The 16,461-nt window shown below is 42.2% G+C and carries 15 protein-coding genes; 7 read left to right on the top strand and 8 right to left on the bottom strand.

Annotated elements, in window-relative coordinates; all coding sequences use genetic code 11:
* The 4 genes from BMX50_RS31490 to BMX50_RS31475 form a co-directional block, all read left to right on the top strand.
* Nucleotides 1-602, top strand: a 602-nt coding sequence (locus tag BMX50_RS31490) for an NAD-dependent epimerase/dehydratase family protein (RefSeq protein ID WP_143065310.1), incomplete at its 5' end; no start/stop codon positions are given.
* Between the two features lie 286 nt (nucleotides 603-888).
* The gene (gmd, locus tag BMX50_RS31485) at nucleotides 889-2,004 is read left to right on the top strand and encodes a GDP-mannose 4,6-dehydratase (RefSeq protein ID WP_091220831.1); all 1,116 of its coding nucleotides are present in this window, start codon (nucleotides 889-891) and stop codon (nucleotides 2,002-2,004) included.
* The gene (gene fcl, locus BMX50_RS31480; protein ID WP_091220827.1) at nucleotides 2,004-2,969 is read left to right on the top strand and encodes a GDP-L-fucose synthase; all 966 of its coding nucleotides are present in this window, start codon (nucleotides 2,004-2,006) and stop codon (nucleotides 2,967-2,969) included. The genes gmd and fcl overlap by 1 nt, the downstream gene beginning before the upstream one ends.
* Nucleotides 2,970-2,977: 8 nt before the next feature.
* Nucleotides 2,978-4,063, top strand: coding sequence for a mannose-1-phosphate guanylyltransferase (locus BMX50_RS31475; protein WP_091220823.1), 1,086 nt, complete (start codon nucleotides 2,978-2,980; stop codon nucleotides 4,061-4,063).
* A 125-nt stretch (nucleotides 4,064-4,188) separates the two neighbouring features.
* Here the strand turns inward: BMX50_RS31475 and BMX50_RS31470 are convergent, their stop codons facing one another.
* The 4 genes from BMX50_RS31470 to BMX50_RS31455 form a co-directional block, all read right to left on the bottom strand.
* Nucleotides 4,189-5,283, bottom strand: a complete 1,095-nt coding sequence (locus tag BMX50_RS31470) for an SGNH/GDSL hydrolase family protein (RefSeq protein WP_091220820.1) — start codon at nucleotides 5,281-5,283, stop codon at nucleotides 4,189-4,191.
* 126 nt (nucleotides 5,284-5,409) lie between these two features.
* Nucleotides 5,410-5,733 carry a hypothetical protein gene (locus BMX50_RS31465; RefSeq protein WP_091220816.1) on the bottom strand — a complete coding sequence of 108 codons (324 nt, stop codon included), beginning with the start codon at nucleotides 5,731-5,733 and terminating at the stop codon, nucleotides 5,410-5,412.
* Between the two features lie 36 nt (nucleotides 5,734-5,769).
* The gene (locus tag BMX50_RS31460; RefSeq protein WP_091220812.1) at nucleotides 5,770-6,702 is read right to left on the bottom strand and encodes a cation diffusion facilitator family transporter; all 933 of its coding nucleotides are present in this window, start codon (nucleotides 6,700-6,702) and stop codon (nucleotides 5,770-5,772) included.
* A gap of 5 nt (nucleotides 6,703-6,707) precedes the next feature.
* Complete coding sequence (locus tag BMX50_RS31455) at nucleotides 6,708-7,748, bottom strand: AI-2E family transporter (RefSeq protein WP_091220808.1); 1,041 nt, start codon at nucleotides 7,746-7,748, stop codon at nucleotides 6,708-6,710.
* Nucleotides 7,749-7,977: 229 nt separating this feature from the next.
* On the opposite strand from BMX50_RS31455, the gene BMX50_RS31450 reads away from it, so the two are divergent.
* From BMX50_RS31450 to BMX50_RS31440, 3 genes are read left to right on the top strand one after another with little or no spacing between them, the layout of a single operon-like run.
* Entirely contained in the window at nucleotides 7,978-9,216 is a 1,239-nt protein-coding gene (locus tag BMX50_RS31450) for an MFS transporter (RefSeq protein ID WP_091220802.1), read from the top strand.
* Between the two features lie 8 nt (nucleotides 9,217-9,224).
* On the top strand, nucleotides 9,225-10,079 hold the full coding sequence (locus BMX50_RS31445; RefSeq protein WP_091220798.1) for an ROK family protein: 855 nt from the start codon (nucleotides 9,225-9,227) through the stop codon (nucleotides 10,077-10,079).
* A gap of 12 nt (nucleotides 10,080-10,091) precedes the next feature.
* On the top strand, nucleotides 10,092-12,752 hold the full coding sequence (locus BMX50_RS31440; protein ID WP_091220794.1) for a glycoside hydrolase family 2 protein: 2,661 nt from the start codon (nucleotides 10,092-10,094) through the stop codon (nucleotides 12,750-12,752).
* Between the two features lie 263 nt (nucleotides 12,753-13,015).
* Here the strand turns inward: BMX50_RS31440 and BMX50_RS31435 are convergent, their stop codons facing one another.
* The 4 genes from BMX50_RS31435 to BMX50_RS31420 all read right to left on the bottom strand — a co-directional run bounded on the left by BMX50_RS31435 (nucleotide 13,016) and on the right by BMX50_RS31420 (nucleotide 16,375).
* Nucleotides 13,016-14,566, bottom strand: coding sequence for an alpha-N-arabinofuranosidase (locus tag BMX50_RS31435; RefSeq protein WP_091220790.1), 1,551 nt, complete (start codon nucleotides 14,564-14,566; stop codon nucleotides 13,016-13,018).
* A gap of 223 nt (nucleotides 14,567-14,789) precedes the next feature.
* A complete protein-coding gene (locus BMX50_RS31430) occupies nucleotides 14,790-15,374 on the bottom strand; it encodes a TlpA family protein disulfide reductase (protein WP_091220785.1) in 585 nt (194 codons plus the stop codon).
* 28 nt (nucleotides 15,375-15,402) lie between these two features.
* On the bottom strand, nucleotides 15,403-15,813 hold the full coding sequence (locus BMX50_RS31425) for a DUF6691 family protein (protein ID WP_091220781.1): 411 nt from the start codon (nucleotides 15,811-15,813) through the stop codon (nucleotides 15,403-15,405).
* A 1-nt stretch (nucleotide 15,814) separates the two neighbouring features.
* The gene (locus BMX50_RS31420) at nucleotides 15,815-16,375 is read right to left on the bottom strand and encodes a YeeE/YedE family protein (protein WP_091220778.1); all 561 of its coding nucleotides are present in this window, start codon (nucleotides 16,373-16,375) and stop codon (nucleotides 15,815-15,817) included.
* Between the last annotated feature and the right edge of the window lie 86 nt (nucleotides 16,376-16,461).

Below are 16,461 nucleotides of genomic sequence, written 5' to 3'. Positions count from 1 at the left end.
ACATCAGTCCGCAGCCCGAAGAGTACTGGGGTAATGTAAACCCGGTAGGCCCAAGAGGGGTGTATGATGAAGCCAAAAGGTTCCAGGAAGCTATTACGATGGCCTACCATACTTTTCATGGAGTTGAAACCAGGATAGTAAGGATCTTTAATACCTACGGACCAAGGATGCGCCTGAATGACGGCAGGGTATTGCCAGCCTTCATCGGACAGGCATTAAGAGGCGAACCGCTGACGATGTTTGGCGACGGCTCACAAACCCGATCGTTTTGTTATGTAGATGATTTGATAGAAGGCATTTACCGTTTGCTGCTGAGCGATTATGCCCAGCCGGTGAACATCGGTAACCCCGATGAGATCACGATCAAACAATTTGGCGAGGAGATCATCAAGTTAACAGGTACGGATCAGAAACTGATCAGCCTGCCCTTACCAACAGATGATCCCAAACAACGCCGTCCGGATATTACCAAGGCCAAAGCTATACTGGGCTGGGAGCCAAAGGTATCAAGGAGCGAAGGTTTGAAGATCACTTATGAATACTTCAAATCATTGCCCGAGCAGGAAATAAACCACAAAGACTTTACTTATTACAATAAATAGGATTTTTAAATTATAAAGGTACAGCGATGCCCCGTTCATCCTAATATCGCTGAACCTTAAAGAAATTATAAAAATACTTTGCGGAGATAATTAACCGCCAGTGTGTTGCTAAGATGCTCTGTGCCATCTTTTTGCCTCTTCATGAAACGGCCGCATCTGGCCAATAACAAGACTCCGTACCTGATACGGCTTTTGAACGCTGAAATTTTAAGGGTATGCTTTATGCTGCAGGCATAGCATTAACCCTATATTGAAATATTGTTGCACCTTAAACACAACATTGCAAATGAAAAAAGTAGCATTAATAACCGGAATAACCGGCCAGGACGGCGCGTACCTTACCGAACTTTTATTATCAAAAGGGTATGAGGTTCATGGCATAAAAAGAAGAAGTTCGCTGTTTAATACCGATAGAATTGACCATTTATACCAGGATCCGCACGAAAAGAATATCAACCTGGTTTTACATTACGGCGATCTTAGCGATTCAACAAATTTAATCAGAATTATACAGCAAGTACAACCGGATGAAATCTATAATCTGGGCGCTATGTCTCACGTTAAAGTGAGCTTTGAAACTCCTGAATATACTGCTAACGCTGATGGTATTGGTACCTTGCGACTATTGGAAGCTATCAGAATCCTTGGACTTGAGAAAAAAACTAAAATATACCAGGCTTCAACCTCCGAGTTATATGGTCTGGTGCAGGCTGTACCTCAATCTGAAACTACGCCGTTTTATCCCCGTTCACCATATGCTGTGGCAAAAATGTATGCATATTGGATAACGGTAAACTATCGCGAGGCTTATGGCATCTATGCTTGTAATGGCATCCTGTTTAATCATGAAAGCCCATTACGGGGTGAAACGTTTGTAACGCGTAAAATTACCCGCGCAACTGCAAAAATAGCTATGGGGCTGCAGGATAAATTATATCTCGGTAACCTCGACGCTCAACGCGACTGGGGGCACGCTAAAGACTATGTTGAAGCCATGTACCTGATATTGCAGCAGGATACTCCGACAGATTATGTAATTGCTACAGGTATCACAACCCCGGTGCGTGAGTTTGTGAGAATGGCTTTTGCTGAACTCGGTATTGAGATTGAATTTATAGGAAGCGGTTTAAAGGAAAAAGGTTATGTAATAAGCTGCAGCGACCCTGAATATCAGCTTGAAACAGGTAAGGAAGTAGTTGCTGTTGATGAAAAATATTTCCGGCCTACCGAGGTCGATTTGTTGATTGGTGACCCTACCAAATCAAAAACACTGTTGGGCTGGGAGCCTAAATACGACCTGAAGGGTTTAGTAAGTGAAATGGTTGCCGCCGATGCAGAACTGTTTAAAAGAGAGAAACTGTTAAAAGATTCGGGCTACGCCATTAAAAATCAGTTTGAATAATGGAAAAGGAGGCCAAAATATATATTGCGGGGCATCGTGGTATGGTTGGCTCCGCCATACACCGAAAGCTGGTTAAAGAGGGGTTTACAAATGTTATTACCCGCAATTCAAAAACGCTCGACCTTCGGGATCAGCAGCAGGTTGCCGATTTTTTTGCCGCTGAAAAGCCTGATTATGTTTTTTTTGCCGCCGCAAAAGTAGGAGGTATAGTAGCTAATAATACTTACCGTGCCGATTTTTTGTATGATAATTTGCAGATCCAAAATAATGTGATCCATCAATCGTATCTCAACAAGGTCAAAAAATTGATGTTTTTAGGCTCAAGCTGTATCTATCCTAAAATGGCGCCGCAGCCTTTAAAGGAGGATTACCTGTTAACAGGGCCGCTTGAACCTACAAATGAACCTTATGCCATTGCCAAAATTGCGGGTATAAAAATGTGCGATGCCTACAGGGCACAGTATGGATGTAATTATATATCTGTTATGCCAACCAATTTATATGGTTATAATGATAACTATCATCCGCAAAACTCACATGTTTTACCGGCATTGATCCGCAAGTTTCACGAAGCTAAAACGGAGGGATCAGCAGCTGTAACGATATGGGGAACAGGACTACCCAAACGTGAATTTTTGTTTGCTGATGATCTTGCCGAAGCTTGTTACTATTTAATGTTAAACTATAATGAAGCGGGTATTGTAAACATCGGAACCGGCAAAGATATAGCTATCAGTGATCTCGCGCTGCTTATTAAAGATGCGGTGGGTTACACGGGTAACATCAGTTTTGATACTTCAAAACCCGATGGTACGCCAAGAAAACTTATGGATGTTTCAAAACTGCACACCAGGGGCTGGAAACATTCGGTTAACCTGAATGACGGTATCCGGCTTGCCTACCAGGATTTTTTGAGTAGGATCAAAGTCAATCATGTAGAAATTAATTCTGTTAATCAACATTAAAGCTAAACATGAACAAGAACCATTACGCATTAATTTTAGCAGGGGGCGTAGGAAGCCGTTTTTGGCCAATAAGTCGTACGGTGTACCCCAAGCAATTTATCGATATCATTGGCAACGGGAAAACACTGATCCAGGAGACTTATCAGCGTCTTTCAAAAGTATGTCCAAAAGAAAATATATTCATATTAACTAACGAAAGCTACACCCAATTGGTTAAAGAGCAATTACCGGATATAACAGATCAGCAGATTGTGACTGAACCGGTAATGCGAAATACTGCCCCGTGCATAGCTTATGGATGTTTTAAGATAGAAAGCCTGAATCCTGACGCGGTAATTGTCGTAGCCCCGTCTGATCAGCAAATACTTAATGAAGATGCGTTTATAAACGCTCTGGATAAATCGTTAAAAACAGCAACCGAACATCATTGCCTGGTAACATTGGGGATTAAACCATCCAGGCCGGATACTGGCTATGGCTACATTCAGTATAGCGACATTGTTATTAATAATGATTTTCACAAGGTGAAAAATTTTACAGAAAAACCAACACTGGATATTGCAAGGGGCTTTATTCAAAGCGGCGATTTTTTATGGAATGCAGGGATCTTTGTGTGGTCGGCTAAATCAATATTGAAAGCATTTGAAACTTATATGCCCGACTTGCATGATATTTTTGATGATGCCCGGTTGGTGTATAACACAGAACAAGAGGTTGCTCATATAAACCAGGCTTATCAGCATTGTATTAATACATCCATAGACTATGGCGTGATGGAAAAAGCAGGCAATGTTTATGTATTGCCATCTGATTTTGGGTGGAGCGACCTGGGTACCTGGGCCTCCATATATGAACTGTCTGAAAAAGATGGGGCGGGTAACGCAGTAAACTCAAATGAAAAAGTGATCATGCAAAATTCATCAAATTGCGTGGTAAACATGCCGGGCAATAAGCTGGTAATATTGCAAGGTTTAAACAATTATATTGTAGTTGAAGCTAACGATACCCTGCTCATTTGTCCGCGCGATCAGGAGCAAACTGTAAAACAAATTGTTGCCGATGTAAAAAGCAAATTTGGCGTTGAGTATGTATAGCTAATATCAAGGGCGAACATGTTTTCGGTACATTAATCATTTTAGCGAATTAACAATAGAAAAAGCCGTTTTCGTAAGAGAACGGCTTTTTTTGTGGACATTACTTACGATCGATCACTTAAAAATTATTGTTTCAGTAAACCTTCAAAAAATGGTTTAAGTTCCTGTGCCAATATTTGATGATCAGCAACACTGGGATGTCCCGAGCAACCATGCGGCTCCATCGGCTGAAAAAAGAAAGTAGCAACAGTTTTATCTGCAGGATGACTTGTATCAATAGCTGTTTTCACCCTGCTCAGGCATCTTTGCAAGATCTCCCTCGAATTTCCTTTTATCATCGGGCTGGAAAGCAGGGCTATTTGAGCTTTGGGATATTTTGATTTAATCAGTTGCACAAACTTTACGTAATCATTAACAAAGCGTACTGTATCAAATGGTGCCCTTGCGGTACCATCGCCATTGCTCATGTCATTGGTGCCTAATGCAATGCTTACAATTTTAGGTTGATAAGTTTTAAAATCCCATTTCAGCGAATCGTTTTCCTGCAAATTGGTATTTTCATATACCAGCGGCATGGAGGGGGAATCTTTGTTCCAGGTACGGTAAACGCCTATGCCGCTAACACTGGATAGAATAAAATTGGCGTTTAAAGCCCTTGCAACGCTTGGTCCGTAAGCCATATAAGCATTGTGATGGTCCTGATAATCGCCGGTTCCACAAGGTATCTCTGAATCATCTGCCGCCGCGCCGCAGGTAATACTGTTCCCGATAAACTCAATAAGCGGGAGTTTGGGAACAGCCAGACTTTTAATGTCTTCTGCAGCAATCTTCGAAAAAATCAAAGCACCTGTTGTTGCTTCCGTTGCTTTATAGATCCAGATTCGGTGGGTGCCTGCATTATTGGCTTTAATGATAATTGGCCCCTTTGCATTTCCGTCTACCCTGATCCGTTTTTGATAAGTGCCGTCAAGTTCGTATTGCAGGTAATTATGGCTTCCGGCATCCGCTATGCTTACATATACGGCGCATTCATTTCCCTTAAAACTAAAACCAAAATGAGCGCCTGAAGTAATGAGGGCAAGGTTATGCTGGCTGTTAATTAGTGTACGCCCAATTGGTTGCAAACTGGCCGCAAAAATGGTATCAACTTTGGGTTTTGCATTGCTTTGCAACACGCAGAAAATAGATAAGACAAAGGTAAAGAATATCCTGTTTTTCATTATGTCACAAGATTACCAATATAGGGCCTGCAAACCAAATACATGAAATTTATCGGTATAAAATGCTGTAAAAGTATCAGCAACTATAATCAAAACGGAGTGGCGCGCTACGCTTTAAAGGCCAGATTATTGCTGGCCTTGTTGATACTTATAATGTAAATTCTTGAGTGTTTCGATAGTGGCTTCATCGGTAGAAATGCCGTAGCCCGTTACCAGTGTACCTTTAATACCGTCGGTAGATGCAAGAGCATAAACTATGGCTTCATCGGCAGGGTCAGAAGGGCCTTCGTAGCGGTACAGGTCTACAATCTCAAATTCCTTTACCTGGAAAGTTTCTGCACCTGCTTTAAGGTGATCGCCCTCAAGGCTAAATTCATGGGTGTAGCCTTGTTCTTTTAATTTGGTTATAGCTTCGGTTACTGTTGCGTAATGAAATTTTTGTTCTTGCATGAGTAGGATGTTTATAATGTTATTGCTAATATACAATTAAAGTACGCTGCCTGTTTCAGTAATTTCTGCCGAAAATGTTTCGGGCTGTACCAGCACAAAGCGTACTAAACTAAACTCATGTTTAATACAATCGCGGATGCGGTCGATAGCTTCGTTGATTTGCTGTGTATCAAGATTTTCTTTAAAAGCGACTATCAGCATCAAAATAATTTCATCCGGCGATTGGTAGGTTGACAGCATATGCATCACTTTTAAAACTGCCCTGTCCCGTTCAACCAGTGCAGTGATTTTGGTACGGGATTCGGATGAGATACCTTCGCCCATAAGCAAACTTCTACTTTCTCTTGCTAAAATTGCCGAAACGCCAACCAATATCAGTCCAACCAATAATGACGCTACACCATCAAGTACTGGCATATGATAACGGTGGTTCAGGAACATGCAAATGCCTACAATGAATAAAGCTGCAACGGCAGCGCTATCTTCAAACATCACTAAAAATGTTGATGGATCTTTGCTTTTTACAACCGTATCCCACCAGCTTTGATCTCCCCGTATTGCATTAAATTCTTTCAGGGCAATAATGAGCGACGAGCCTTCAAATATAATGGATAGTCCCAAAACGATATAACTCATCGTAGGATCACCCAAAGGTTCAGGTTCGCGAATATGTAAGATGCCCTGGTAAATGGATAGCCCTCCGCCAAGGCCAAATATCATGATAGACACTATGAACGACCAGAAATAAAGCTCCTTACCGTAACCAAAGGGATGTGTTTTGTCGGGTTCTTTCCGTGCCCGGTGCAAGCCGAGCAATAGTAACAATTCATTAGCAGTATCAACCAGCGAGTGGATCCCCTCGGAGATCATCGATCCGCTGCGACCAACAATACCAGCAATAAACTTTGTTATTGCTATCAGCAGGTTGGCAATCAATGCGCTATATATCGATTTTTGTGACGATGCCATGTTGGTTAATGTGCTATTATCTCAGCATCGCCAAGTTTTTTGACATACAGCTCATCAACCAAAATTACAATAATAGCCACAATAGGTACAGCTAATATGATACCCAGCACACCCGAAAGTGTACCCATTACTACCTGGCTGATGATAGTGAGGGCTGGCGGCAGGTTAATCATGCGGTTTTGCACTATCGGCACCACAATATTGCTCACTATAGTTTGCGATACAACATATATTAGGGCGACTATAATGGCCGTGTTAGTGCCCACGGTAAGTGCAAGCAATACGCCGGGGATCATGGCTATAACCGAACCCAGGTTTGGGATAATCTTTAACATTCCTGCAAACAAAGCCAAAATCAATGCCGCCGGAATACCCATGATACTTAAACCGGTTGTAAGCAGCACGCCCAGCAATACCATTGATAACAGCATCCCCTTGAGCCAGCCTTTCAATGAAATACTGATCCTGTCCATAATGTCCTGTCCTAAAGGCTTTTTCTTATCAGACAGCAGCATCAGGATCCCGTTTTTATAAACATCAGGATTGGTGGTGAAAAAGATACTCAGGAACAGGATGATATAAATATCGCCAAGCACGCCAAAACTGGTGCTGAAAAAGTGTTGTACCGTAACCACTACTTTATCAGGATCATTATCGCCTGAAAAATAGTCAAGTATCTGTTGCCCCGTTGGGTTTGATGCCAGTTTGGTCTTGAAATTATTAACGGTATGCGGGAGTGTATCTTTGAGTAAGGCTATTTGATGCTGTATGGTTGTTCCCATCAAATAAAACAAGCCTGCTACAATTAAAAACGAGCCGACTACAGATATGATCATAGCGTACCTTCTGCGCATTTTGGTATTTCGTTCAATAAGATCGCCAAGTCCATGAAAATAAGTGGCAATAAGCGCGCCCGACAGGATCATAAGCAGTACGTTAAATGCAACGCGTGCTATCAATATTACTACAACCAATAGGGCGACAATGGCTACAGTGTGCCATACTTTTTCAATATAAGTAAGTTCTTTTTCTTTTCTTGGGGTCATACAGCAGGTGTTTGTTCATTAACACATAATAGCGCCTTAAATGTTTTGATTGGCTGTAATTTAAGGTTAAGCGGATGTTAAGAGAATAGCAATATCGATTGTCTTTTGCCTTTTTAAAATATTTTAAAAAGAATATGTAACAATTTAAATAAGTTTTTGTAAAATTATTCCGCCAATTAATTTTTAACGATCTTAGTTAAAGTCGAACTCAACTATAATCAACCATTTAATGAAAAAAAACTACTATATCGTAACGCTGATCATGCTTACGTTTTTTGTTATTTCATTTTTAACCAATATCATCGGCCCGCTTTCGCCCGAATTTATTAAAGATTTTAAACTGAGCGATGCGATGGCTGGATTATTGCCCTTCGCTTTTTTTATAGCCTATGGGGTGATGTCAATTCCATCAAGTATGCTGGTTCAAAAGTATAATGAAAAGTCCATCATGATAGCTGCTTTTGTAGTGGCATTTATGGGCTCGTTATTACTTGCCGTTTATCCAAACTATCTAACTGCCATATTATCGTTATTCCTGATAGGTTGCGGGATGGCGATGTTACAGGTAGTGATTAATCCATTGCTCCGTACATCGGGCGGGGAAGAAAATTATGCTTTTACATCAGTATTGGCGCAATTGATATTTGGAGGAGCTTCATTTGTTAGTCCGCTGGTTTACTCTTACATGGTTAAAAACATGGGAAGAGGCAAAGGAGGGCTTTTTCCGTTACTTGAGGCGCATGTGCCCACAACGATGCCATGGATTTCGTTGTATTGGTTGTTCGCTGTGATATGTTTGGCTATGGTAGTGATCATGCTGATATCCAGGTTCCCAAAAGTTGAACTGGCCAGCGATGAAAAAGCCGGACCATGGAAAACTCACATCGCTCTTTTTAAAAAACCGGTAGTGATAGCCTACTTCATAGCACTGTTTTGTTATGTGGGAAGCGAACAGGGGGTAAGTTGGTGGATGTCGGAGTTTTTATTGCGGTATCACAAATTTGATTCGCAAACAACCGGAGCCAGGGCGGTTGCTTATTTTTGGGGATTGATGACAGCCGGCGGCATTTTGGGCTTGTTTTTACTCAAGCTGATGGACAGCCGAAAACTACTGGTGATCTTTACGATACTGGCGCTTATCTTCTTGTCGCTCGGATTATTCGGTGGGCCGCAAACATCACTGTATTCATTTTCAATAGTGGGTTTCTTCATGTCGGTAATGTATCCTATTATATTTTCACTGGCGTTAAGTTCTGTATCTGAAGATCATGGCTCATTTGCGGGGATCCTGGTTACTGGCATCATTGGCGGTGCAGTTGTTCAATTGTTGATAGGCGGTTTGGGAAGTTGGTTTGGATTGCGTGAAGGCATGTGTTTCCTGTACATCACCTTCGGCTATATGCTTAGCATCGGTTTTTGGGCTAAGCCGCTGGTTACTAATAAGACTTTTTTTGACAACAAAGCATAAACATATACATGAACAATATAAAAGTTATAGGCATTGATCTGGGCGCTACCAATATCCGCGGCGCTGTGGTTGATAATAACACTATCGGCAACATAGTATCGCAACGAATTAAAAGCGATGGAAGCGTGGAGGATGTATTGAATGATATTTATGCCGTTGTTGATATCCTTTTGAAGAATAATATGGCCAGCGCAATTGGAATAGGGGTACCCAGCGTTGTGGATGTAGCCGAAGGCATTGTTTACGATGTGCAGTACATTCCCTCGTGGAAGGAAGTGCACTTGAAAAAGCTGATGCAGGAGCGTTATAATATTCCAGTTTATGTAAATAATGATGCCAACTGCTTTGCCGTGGGCGAATTGTATTTTGGAAAAGGGAAAGGTGCCGATAGCATGGTAGGGGTAACGCTTGGCACAGGCCTTGGTACGGGTATCATCACTAATGGTAAGTTATATGCAGGTTATAACTGTGGTGCCGGCGAAATTGGCCTTTTCCCTTACATCGATCATATTTTAGAATACTATTGCAGCGGTTCGTTTTTTAACAATGTTTATGGACTGGATGGCGTACAGGTTTTTAAGGATGCACAGGCAGGTGACGAACAGGCTTTGCGTTTGTATGCTGAATTAGGTACACATGTAGGCAATGCGATAAAAATGGTGATGTACGCCTATGATCCTGAACTGATCATTTTGGGCGGTTCGGTAAGTCATGCTTTTGACTATTTTAAAGATACCATGTGGCAGCAGGTGAAAACGTTTGCCTATTCAAAAACACTTGAACGCATAAAAATCGAGATCTCGGAACTGCAAAACAGCGGCATCATCGGTGCAGCTGCCTTGTATTATGATAACCAAAAGTAAACCTCATCTACTATGAAAAAGTTATTATTGATATCGGCAATGGCCTTATTCAGCGTAGGGATATTTGCCCAGGGGCGACAGGAAAATTTTAACCTGTTATTGAAAGATGACTGGCAAATGCAATCGACTGTTACAGTGCCTGCGACTGCTACCGAAATCTCTAAAGAGCAATTTGATACGCAGGGCTGGTATAAGGTAAGTGTGCCTTCAACTATTTTAGCGGGCTTATTGGCTAACCATATATATAATTTTGATCCGTTTATGGGTAAGAACCTCGAAAAGCTGGCCGATCCAAAGCTCGATAAGCCGTGGTGGTTTAGGAAAGAGTTCACGCTACCTGCTGCTGAGAATGGCAAGAATGTGATCCTTCGCCTTCATGGTATCAACTATAAAGCTAATGTCTGGCTCAACGGTGTTAAAATAGCTGATTCAACCCAGGTAAAGGGCCCGTACCGCATCATTGATCTCGATCTTACCAAAAACATCAACTATGGTGGCGTCAATACGCTGGCTATTGAAGTGCTAAGGCCATTCACCCCGAATAAACGTGATGGCGACCTGGCCATCGATTACGCTGATTGGATCCCGTATCCGCAGGATTATAATGGTGGCATCATCAACAATGTAGAGGTGAAAACTTACAATAAAGTAGGTCTGAAATTCCCACTGGTTACAACCGATTTTGATCTGCCATCGCTGGCAATCGCACATTTAACGGTAGATGCACAGGTAACCAACTATACCAATAAACCACAGGATGCAGTAATAAAAGGAAAGATCAACGAAAATATTTCCTTCGAGAAAAAAGTACACTTGCTGGCCAATGAATCAAAGAATGTAAATTTCTCGCCCGTTGAGTTTAAGCAGCTTAATGTTAAAAATCCATCTATCTGGTGGCCGTGGCAGTATGGTAAGCCAAACCTGAACCGTATTGAAGTATCGGCTGTGGTTGATAAGAAGCTGAGCAATTCAGTAGCCGAAAACTTCGGCATCAGGGAGTTTACTTCTAAAATTATTGATGATAATCAATCGCGTGAGTTCATTATTAACGGCAAGCCTATTATGTTAAGAGGTGCGGCCTGGTCGCCTGATATTTTTCAGCGCCGATCGCCCGAAAGACAGGAGCAGGAGATTCGTTTGGTGCGCGATATGAATATGAACATCGTCCGTTCCGAAGGTAAAATGGAAGATGATAATTTTTACGATCTGTGCGATAAATACGGATTAATGGTGATGAATGGCTGGATGTGCTGCGGTACCTGGCAACACCCCGAAAAATGGGATGCCGCCGAGCGAAAGGTTGCCATGGCATCAGACAGTAGTGTGATGTACTGGTTGCGCAACAAAGCCAGTCTGTTTGTTTGGCTCAACGGCAGCGATATGCCGCCTACCGATACTTCAGTAGAGCGCGGCTATCTGAAAATTGAAAAACAACTGAAATGGCCCAACCCGCTGCTGGCAACCGCTAACGAAAGTAAATCAAAAGTATCGGGCTATAGCGGTGTGAAAATGGCCGGTCCGTATGAGTGGGTGCCACCCATTTACTGGGAAACTGACGCCACCAAAAAGTTTGGCGGTACATACAGCTTCGCAACCGAAATTTCACCGGGGCCATCAATTCCACCTTATGAAAGTCTTGTGAAATTTATTCCTAAAGATTCGCTGAATGTAACTTCGGCTGATTGGAATTACCATTGCGGTACGGGCTCGTTTGGTACAACCAAAGTATTTACCAAAGCGCTTTATGGCCGTTACGGGGAAACTTTGTCAATCAAAAATTACGTAGCCAAAGCACAAGCCCAAAACTATGAAGCGCACCGTGCCATGATGGAAGCTTACGGGTTAAACAAATACCAAACTGCTACAGGCGTGGTGCAATGGATGTTAAGTAACCCATGGCCGGGATTGATCTGGCATACTTATGATTATTACCTGTACCCAGCGGGCACTTACTTTGGTATGAAAAAAGCTATGGAGCCGCTGCATGTGATGTATTCATACAAAACAAATGATGTTGCCATAATTAACTCATACCTGAAAACCTTTACAGGTTTAAAAGTTAAGGCTAATGTTTATAATCTGGATGGAAGCAGCAAGTTCAGCAAAACAGTAGCTGCTGATATTGGTGCGGATGCTTCTAAAAGATTATTCGCCCTGCCCGCTATTAACGGGTTATCTGATACTTATCTATTACGTCTTGAATTGAGTTACAAAAGTGGAGAAATCAAAAGTATCAACTGGTATTGGCTTTCCAAAAAAGAGGACGAGTTGAACTGGAAAAAATCAAATTGGTTCACCACACCGCAGTCGGCCTATGCTGATTACTCGGCATTACAATCTTTGCCTAAAACCAAACTGGCCTTTAGCCAAACCAGTAAGACCGAGGGAGATAGTACTTCAAACACCGTAACTATCAAAAATACCGGCAGCGCGGTAGCTTTCTTTGTGCACCTGCGCGCTTTAAAAGGGCAGGGCGGTGATGATATTTTACCGGTGATCTTCAGCGATAATTATATTTCGTTAGCGCCGGGCGAAAGCAGGGTTATTAAGTGTACCTACAATAACAAAAATGCAGATGGTGCTACACCATATTTCTTAACCTCGGCCTGGAACCTGGACATAGCTGGAAGCAGCGGTGATAGCGGATTTGAGGATGGGTTGCCGAAGGAGTAGTTATCCAATCAGCAAAAGGAACTGGTAGAAACATACGACGTTGAAAAAATAAAGCATTTTTTGTAGAGACGCATCACATGCGTCTCCCAACGGACAAGCCGGTTTAAGAGGCCTATAATCCATCGGAAATTGCAAACGGGAGACGCATGTGATGCGTCTCTACATCTCAATTAACGAATTGAAGCCCTCCAAACAGACTAACATCATACAAAAAACGGCCAGGCAATTTGCCCGGCCGTTTTACTTTCTTAGGGGAAAGGATTTTATTTTAATTCAAGTGTTACTACAGATTTTGCAGGCAGACTTACAACCAGTTTGTCGCCGTCTTTCTTAGCGCCGTTAAATGCAGTCAGGTGGATTTTATTGGCATCCTTAAATGTGTTAACATCAGTTAAATTAGCAGAGGTTAGTACCTGGCCGCTAACGGTTTGCCATTTAATATCGCTGAGGCCGGTTGTAATTGTAATGGTATTATGAGGGTCAAGGTTTACCAGGGAGATGTGTACCTTGCCCGATGCGTCTTGTGAAGCAGATGCATTTACCGCTTCGATCTTTTTACCGTCAACCTCATAATCAGGTACGCTTAATTTAATAGGCAGGTATTTGGCGTCCTGATGAACTTTGTACATATCAAATATGTGATAAGTAGGGGTAAGCACCATTTTTTCCTTATCGGTTAAAATTAAGGCCTGCAAAACGTTAATGGTTTGGGCAAGGGCAGCCATTTTAACACGGTCGCTATGGTTGTTGAAAATGTTAAGCGTTGTGCCAGCTATCAAAGCATCGCGCAGGCTGTTTTGCTGATAAAGGAAGCCAGGGTTTGTACCTGGTTCAGGATCAGTCCAAACGCCCCATTCGTCAACAACAAGCGCTACTTTTTTCTCCGGGTCATATTTATCCATAATGGCCGAATGTTTGGTAACCAATTCTTCCATTTTAAGACAGTTAACCATTGTGCCAAAGTATTCTTTCTCACTAAAATTAGTTGCCGAACCTTTTTTACCCCAGTTACCGGTTGGTATAGTATAGTAATGTAATGACAAGCCCGACATCATCCCGCTCGAGATATTTTTCATACAAACTTCTGTCCAGTGGTAATCATCGGCATTTGGTCCGCTGGCTATCTTATTAAGTTTGGCGCCCGGGTAATCCTTGGCAAATGAAGCATAGCGTTTAAACAAGTCGGTATAATATTCGGGTGTCATGTTACCGCCGCAGCCCCAGCTTTCGTTACCTACGCCCCAAAAGGTTACTTTATAAGGAGCAGGGTGCCCATTCTTTTTACGCAGTTGCACCACGGTGCTGGTGCTGTTTGAGTTTAAGTATTCAATCCATTTCGACATTTCATCAACCGTACCGCTGCCCACGTTGCCTGCTATGTAAGGCTCGCAACCCAGTAAATCGCAAAGTTCCAGGAACTCGTGTGTACCAAAGCTGTTATCTTCGGTAATGCCGCCCCAATTGGTATTTACCATGCGCGGGCGTTCAGCAGCGGGGCCGATACCATCGCGCCAGTGATACTCATCGGCAAAGCAGCCGCCGGGCCAGCGCAGGTTAGGGATCTTTATCTTTTTAAGGGCATCAACAATATCAAGCCTGATGCGGTCCTGCTTTTTTACGGGCAGGGTTTTATCAACCCAGAAACCGCCGTAAATGCCGTGACCGAGGTGTTCGGCAAATTGACCGTAAATGTGCTTGCTGATGGTTGTTTTTGAATCGGTACTGATATTAAGTGTACCGGTTTGCCCGTAGGATGCCGAGCTCAATAAAGACAAAGCGATAACGCCGAGTTGTAAAAACGGGTTCTTTTTCATTGAAACTTAGGATTAACTGATTGTGCAGTAAAGAAAAGAAAAATTTGTTAATAAGTGTTAAAATAACAATAAAAAAACCGCTGATATTGAGGAGATGATTACGTTGATTTCGCTGATGCATAGCGGAAGGCTAATGATTAGCTAAAAATTTAAATGATTAGCTAATCTCAATCTACCTGATGAAACCATCAACAAATCAGCGAAATCAACGTAATCAAATAAATCAACGGTTCTTCCTAATAAACTCTTCAAACTCCTTACTGCTGTAATCAGCCGCGCCGGAGTGTTTGTAAATGAGTTTACCATCTTTACTAAATACGAGGGTAGTGGGAATGGTGCCATCGAGCAAAGTGTCGGGAACGTTGCTCATTTGTGTGTATAAAGGAAGGTCATAGCCGTTTTTAAGTATAAAAGCTTTTGCTTTAGGCAGGTTGTTATCTACGTCAACCAACAGAAAAGTTACATCAGGATCGTTCCTGAATTTTTTGTAAAGCTCGTTTACCCTGGGCATTTCAGCAATGCAGGGCGGGCACCAGGTGGCCCAGTAATTAATAAATACAATTTTAGATTTTAAGGTGCTTAATGATGTTGTGTTACCGGCCGCATCTTTAAACTGTATATCGGGGATATCATTAAGCGATTCATGATGTCTGGTGTATCCGGCAGGGTCTGGTTGGAACAGGCCAATCGACATTAGGCCCCTGATTATGTAACTTTTTGCATTGGGATTAAAGATAATCAGCAGCAATAAAGCCATAATCAGTATGCTGAAAATGTTTGATACCGATATCCTCTGCCGTTGGATCATTATGCCATATTTAAAAGCGTGAAACTGATTATTGAGGCAATTTTTCCCTTACCAATCCATAAACCCAGGTACCCAAAATAGCACTCAACAGCGTAACTGAAGTAACTAAAAATCCGCTCCCAATCTGCGCAAACAGCGGGCCGGGGCATGCGCCCGTAATTGCCCAGCCTAAGCCAAATATCAGCCCGCCATATACATTACCCCAGTTGAATTTTTTATCGGGAATAACAATAGGTTCTCCTGAAAGGGTTTTGATTTTAAAACGTTTAATGATCAAAACGGAGATCATCCCTACAGCAATTGCGCTGCCAATGATACCGTACATATGAAATGATTGCAGCCTGAACATCTCCTGGACCCTGAACCAGGAGATCACTTCTGATTTTACCAGTACTATGCCAAAAAGCAGGCCTGCAAACAGGTATTTGATGTTACGCATTTTATAAGTGTAAAAGGTAAGGTAAAATAAACCAGGTCATGATGAAGCCGCCTGCCATAAAACAGCATGTAGCTACCAGCGAGGGCCATTGCAGGTTGGAGATTCCCATAATGGCATGGCCAGACGTGCAGCCGCCTGCGTACCTGGTGCCAAAGCCGACCAAAAAACCACCTATCACCATAAAAATAAAACCTCTTAAAGTGAGTAGCTGATCAAAGCTGAAAATATCCTTTGGCAGCAAACCATTAAAATCTTTAACGCCTTGTTGTTTAAGCAGGGTATGGGTTTGCGCGGTAATATTAACCGGATGATTGGCCGAAAGAAACTGAGCGGCTGTGAATCCACCCAAAACAATGCCGGCAACAAAAAACAGATTCCAGCTTTCTTTTTTCCAGTCGTATTTAAAAAATGAAATATTAGCAGGGATACATGCCGCGCAGATATGCCTCAATGATGATGAAATACCAAAGGTTTTATTGCCGAGTATAAGCAAGGCAGGTACAACCAGGCCTATCAGCGGACCAGCCACGTACCAGGGCCAGGGGTGGGTTATTAAATCCATAGTTTACAGGTTAATAAATGGCAAATATATCCAATGTAAATTGGCAAATTATCAATTTCATTCCCGTTAAACTGTAATTTGTACAA

Source organism: Mucilaginibacter gossypiicola, from assembly GCF_900110105.1.
GTDB classification, from domain to species: Bacteria; Bacteroidota; Bacteroidia; order Sphingobacteriales; family Sphingobacteriaceae; genus Mucilaginibacter; species Mucilaginibacter gossypiicola.
Note: the sequence above shows the minus strand (reverse complement) of the source record. Positions and strands in the feature narration are given on the sequence as shown.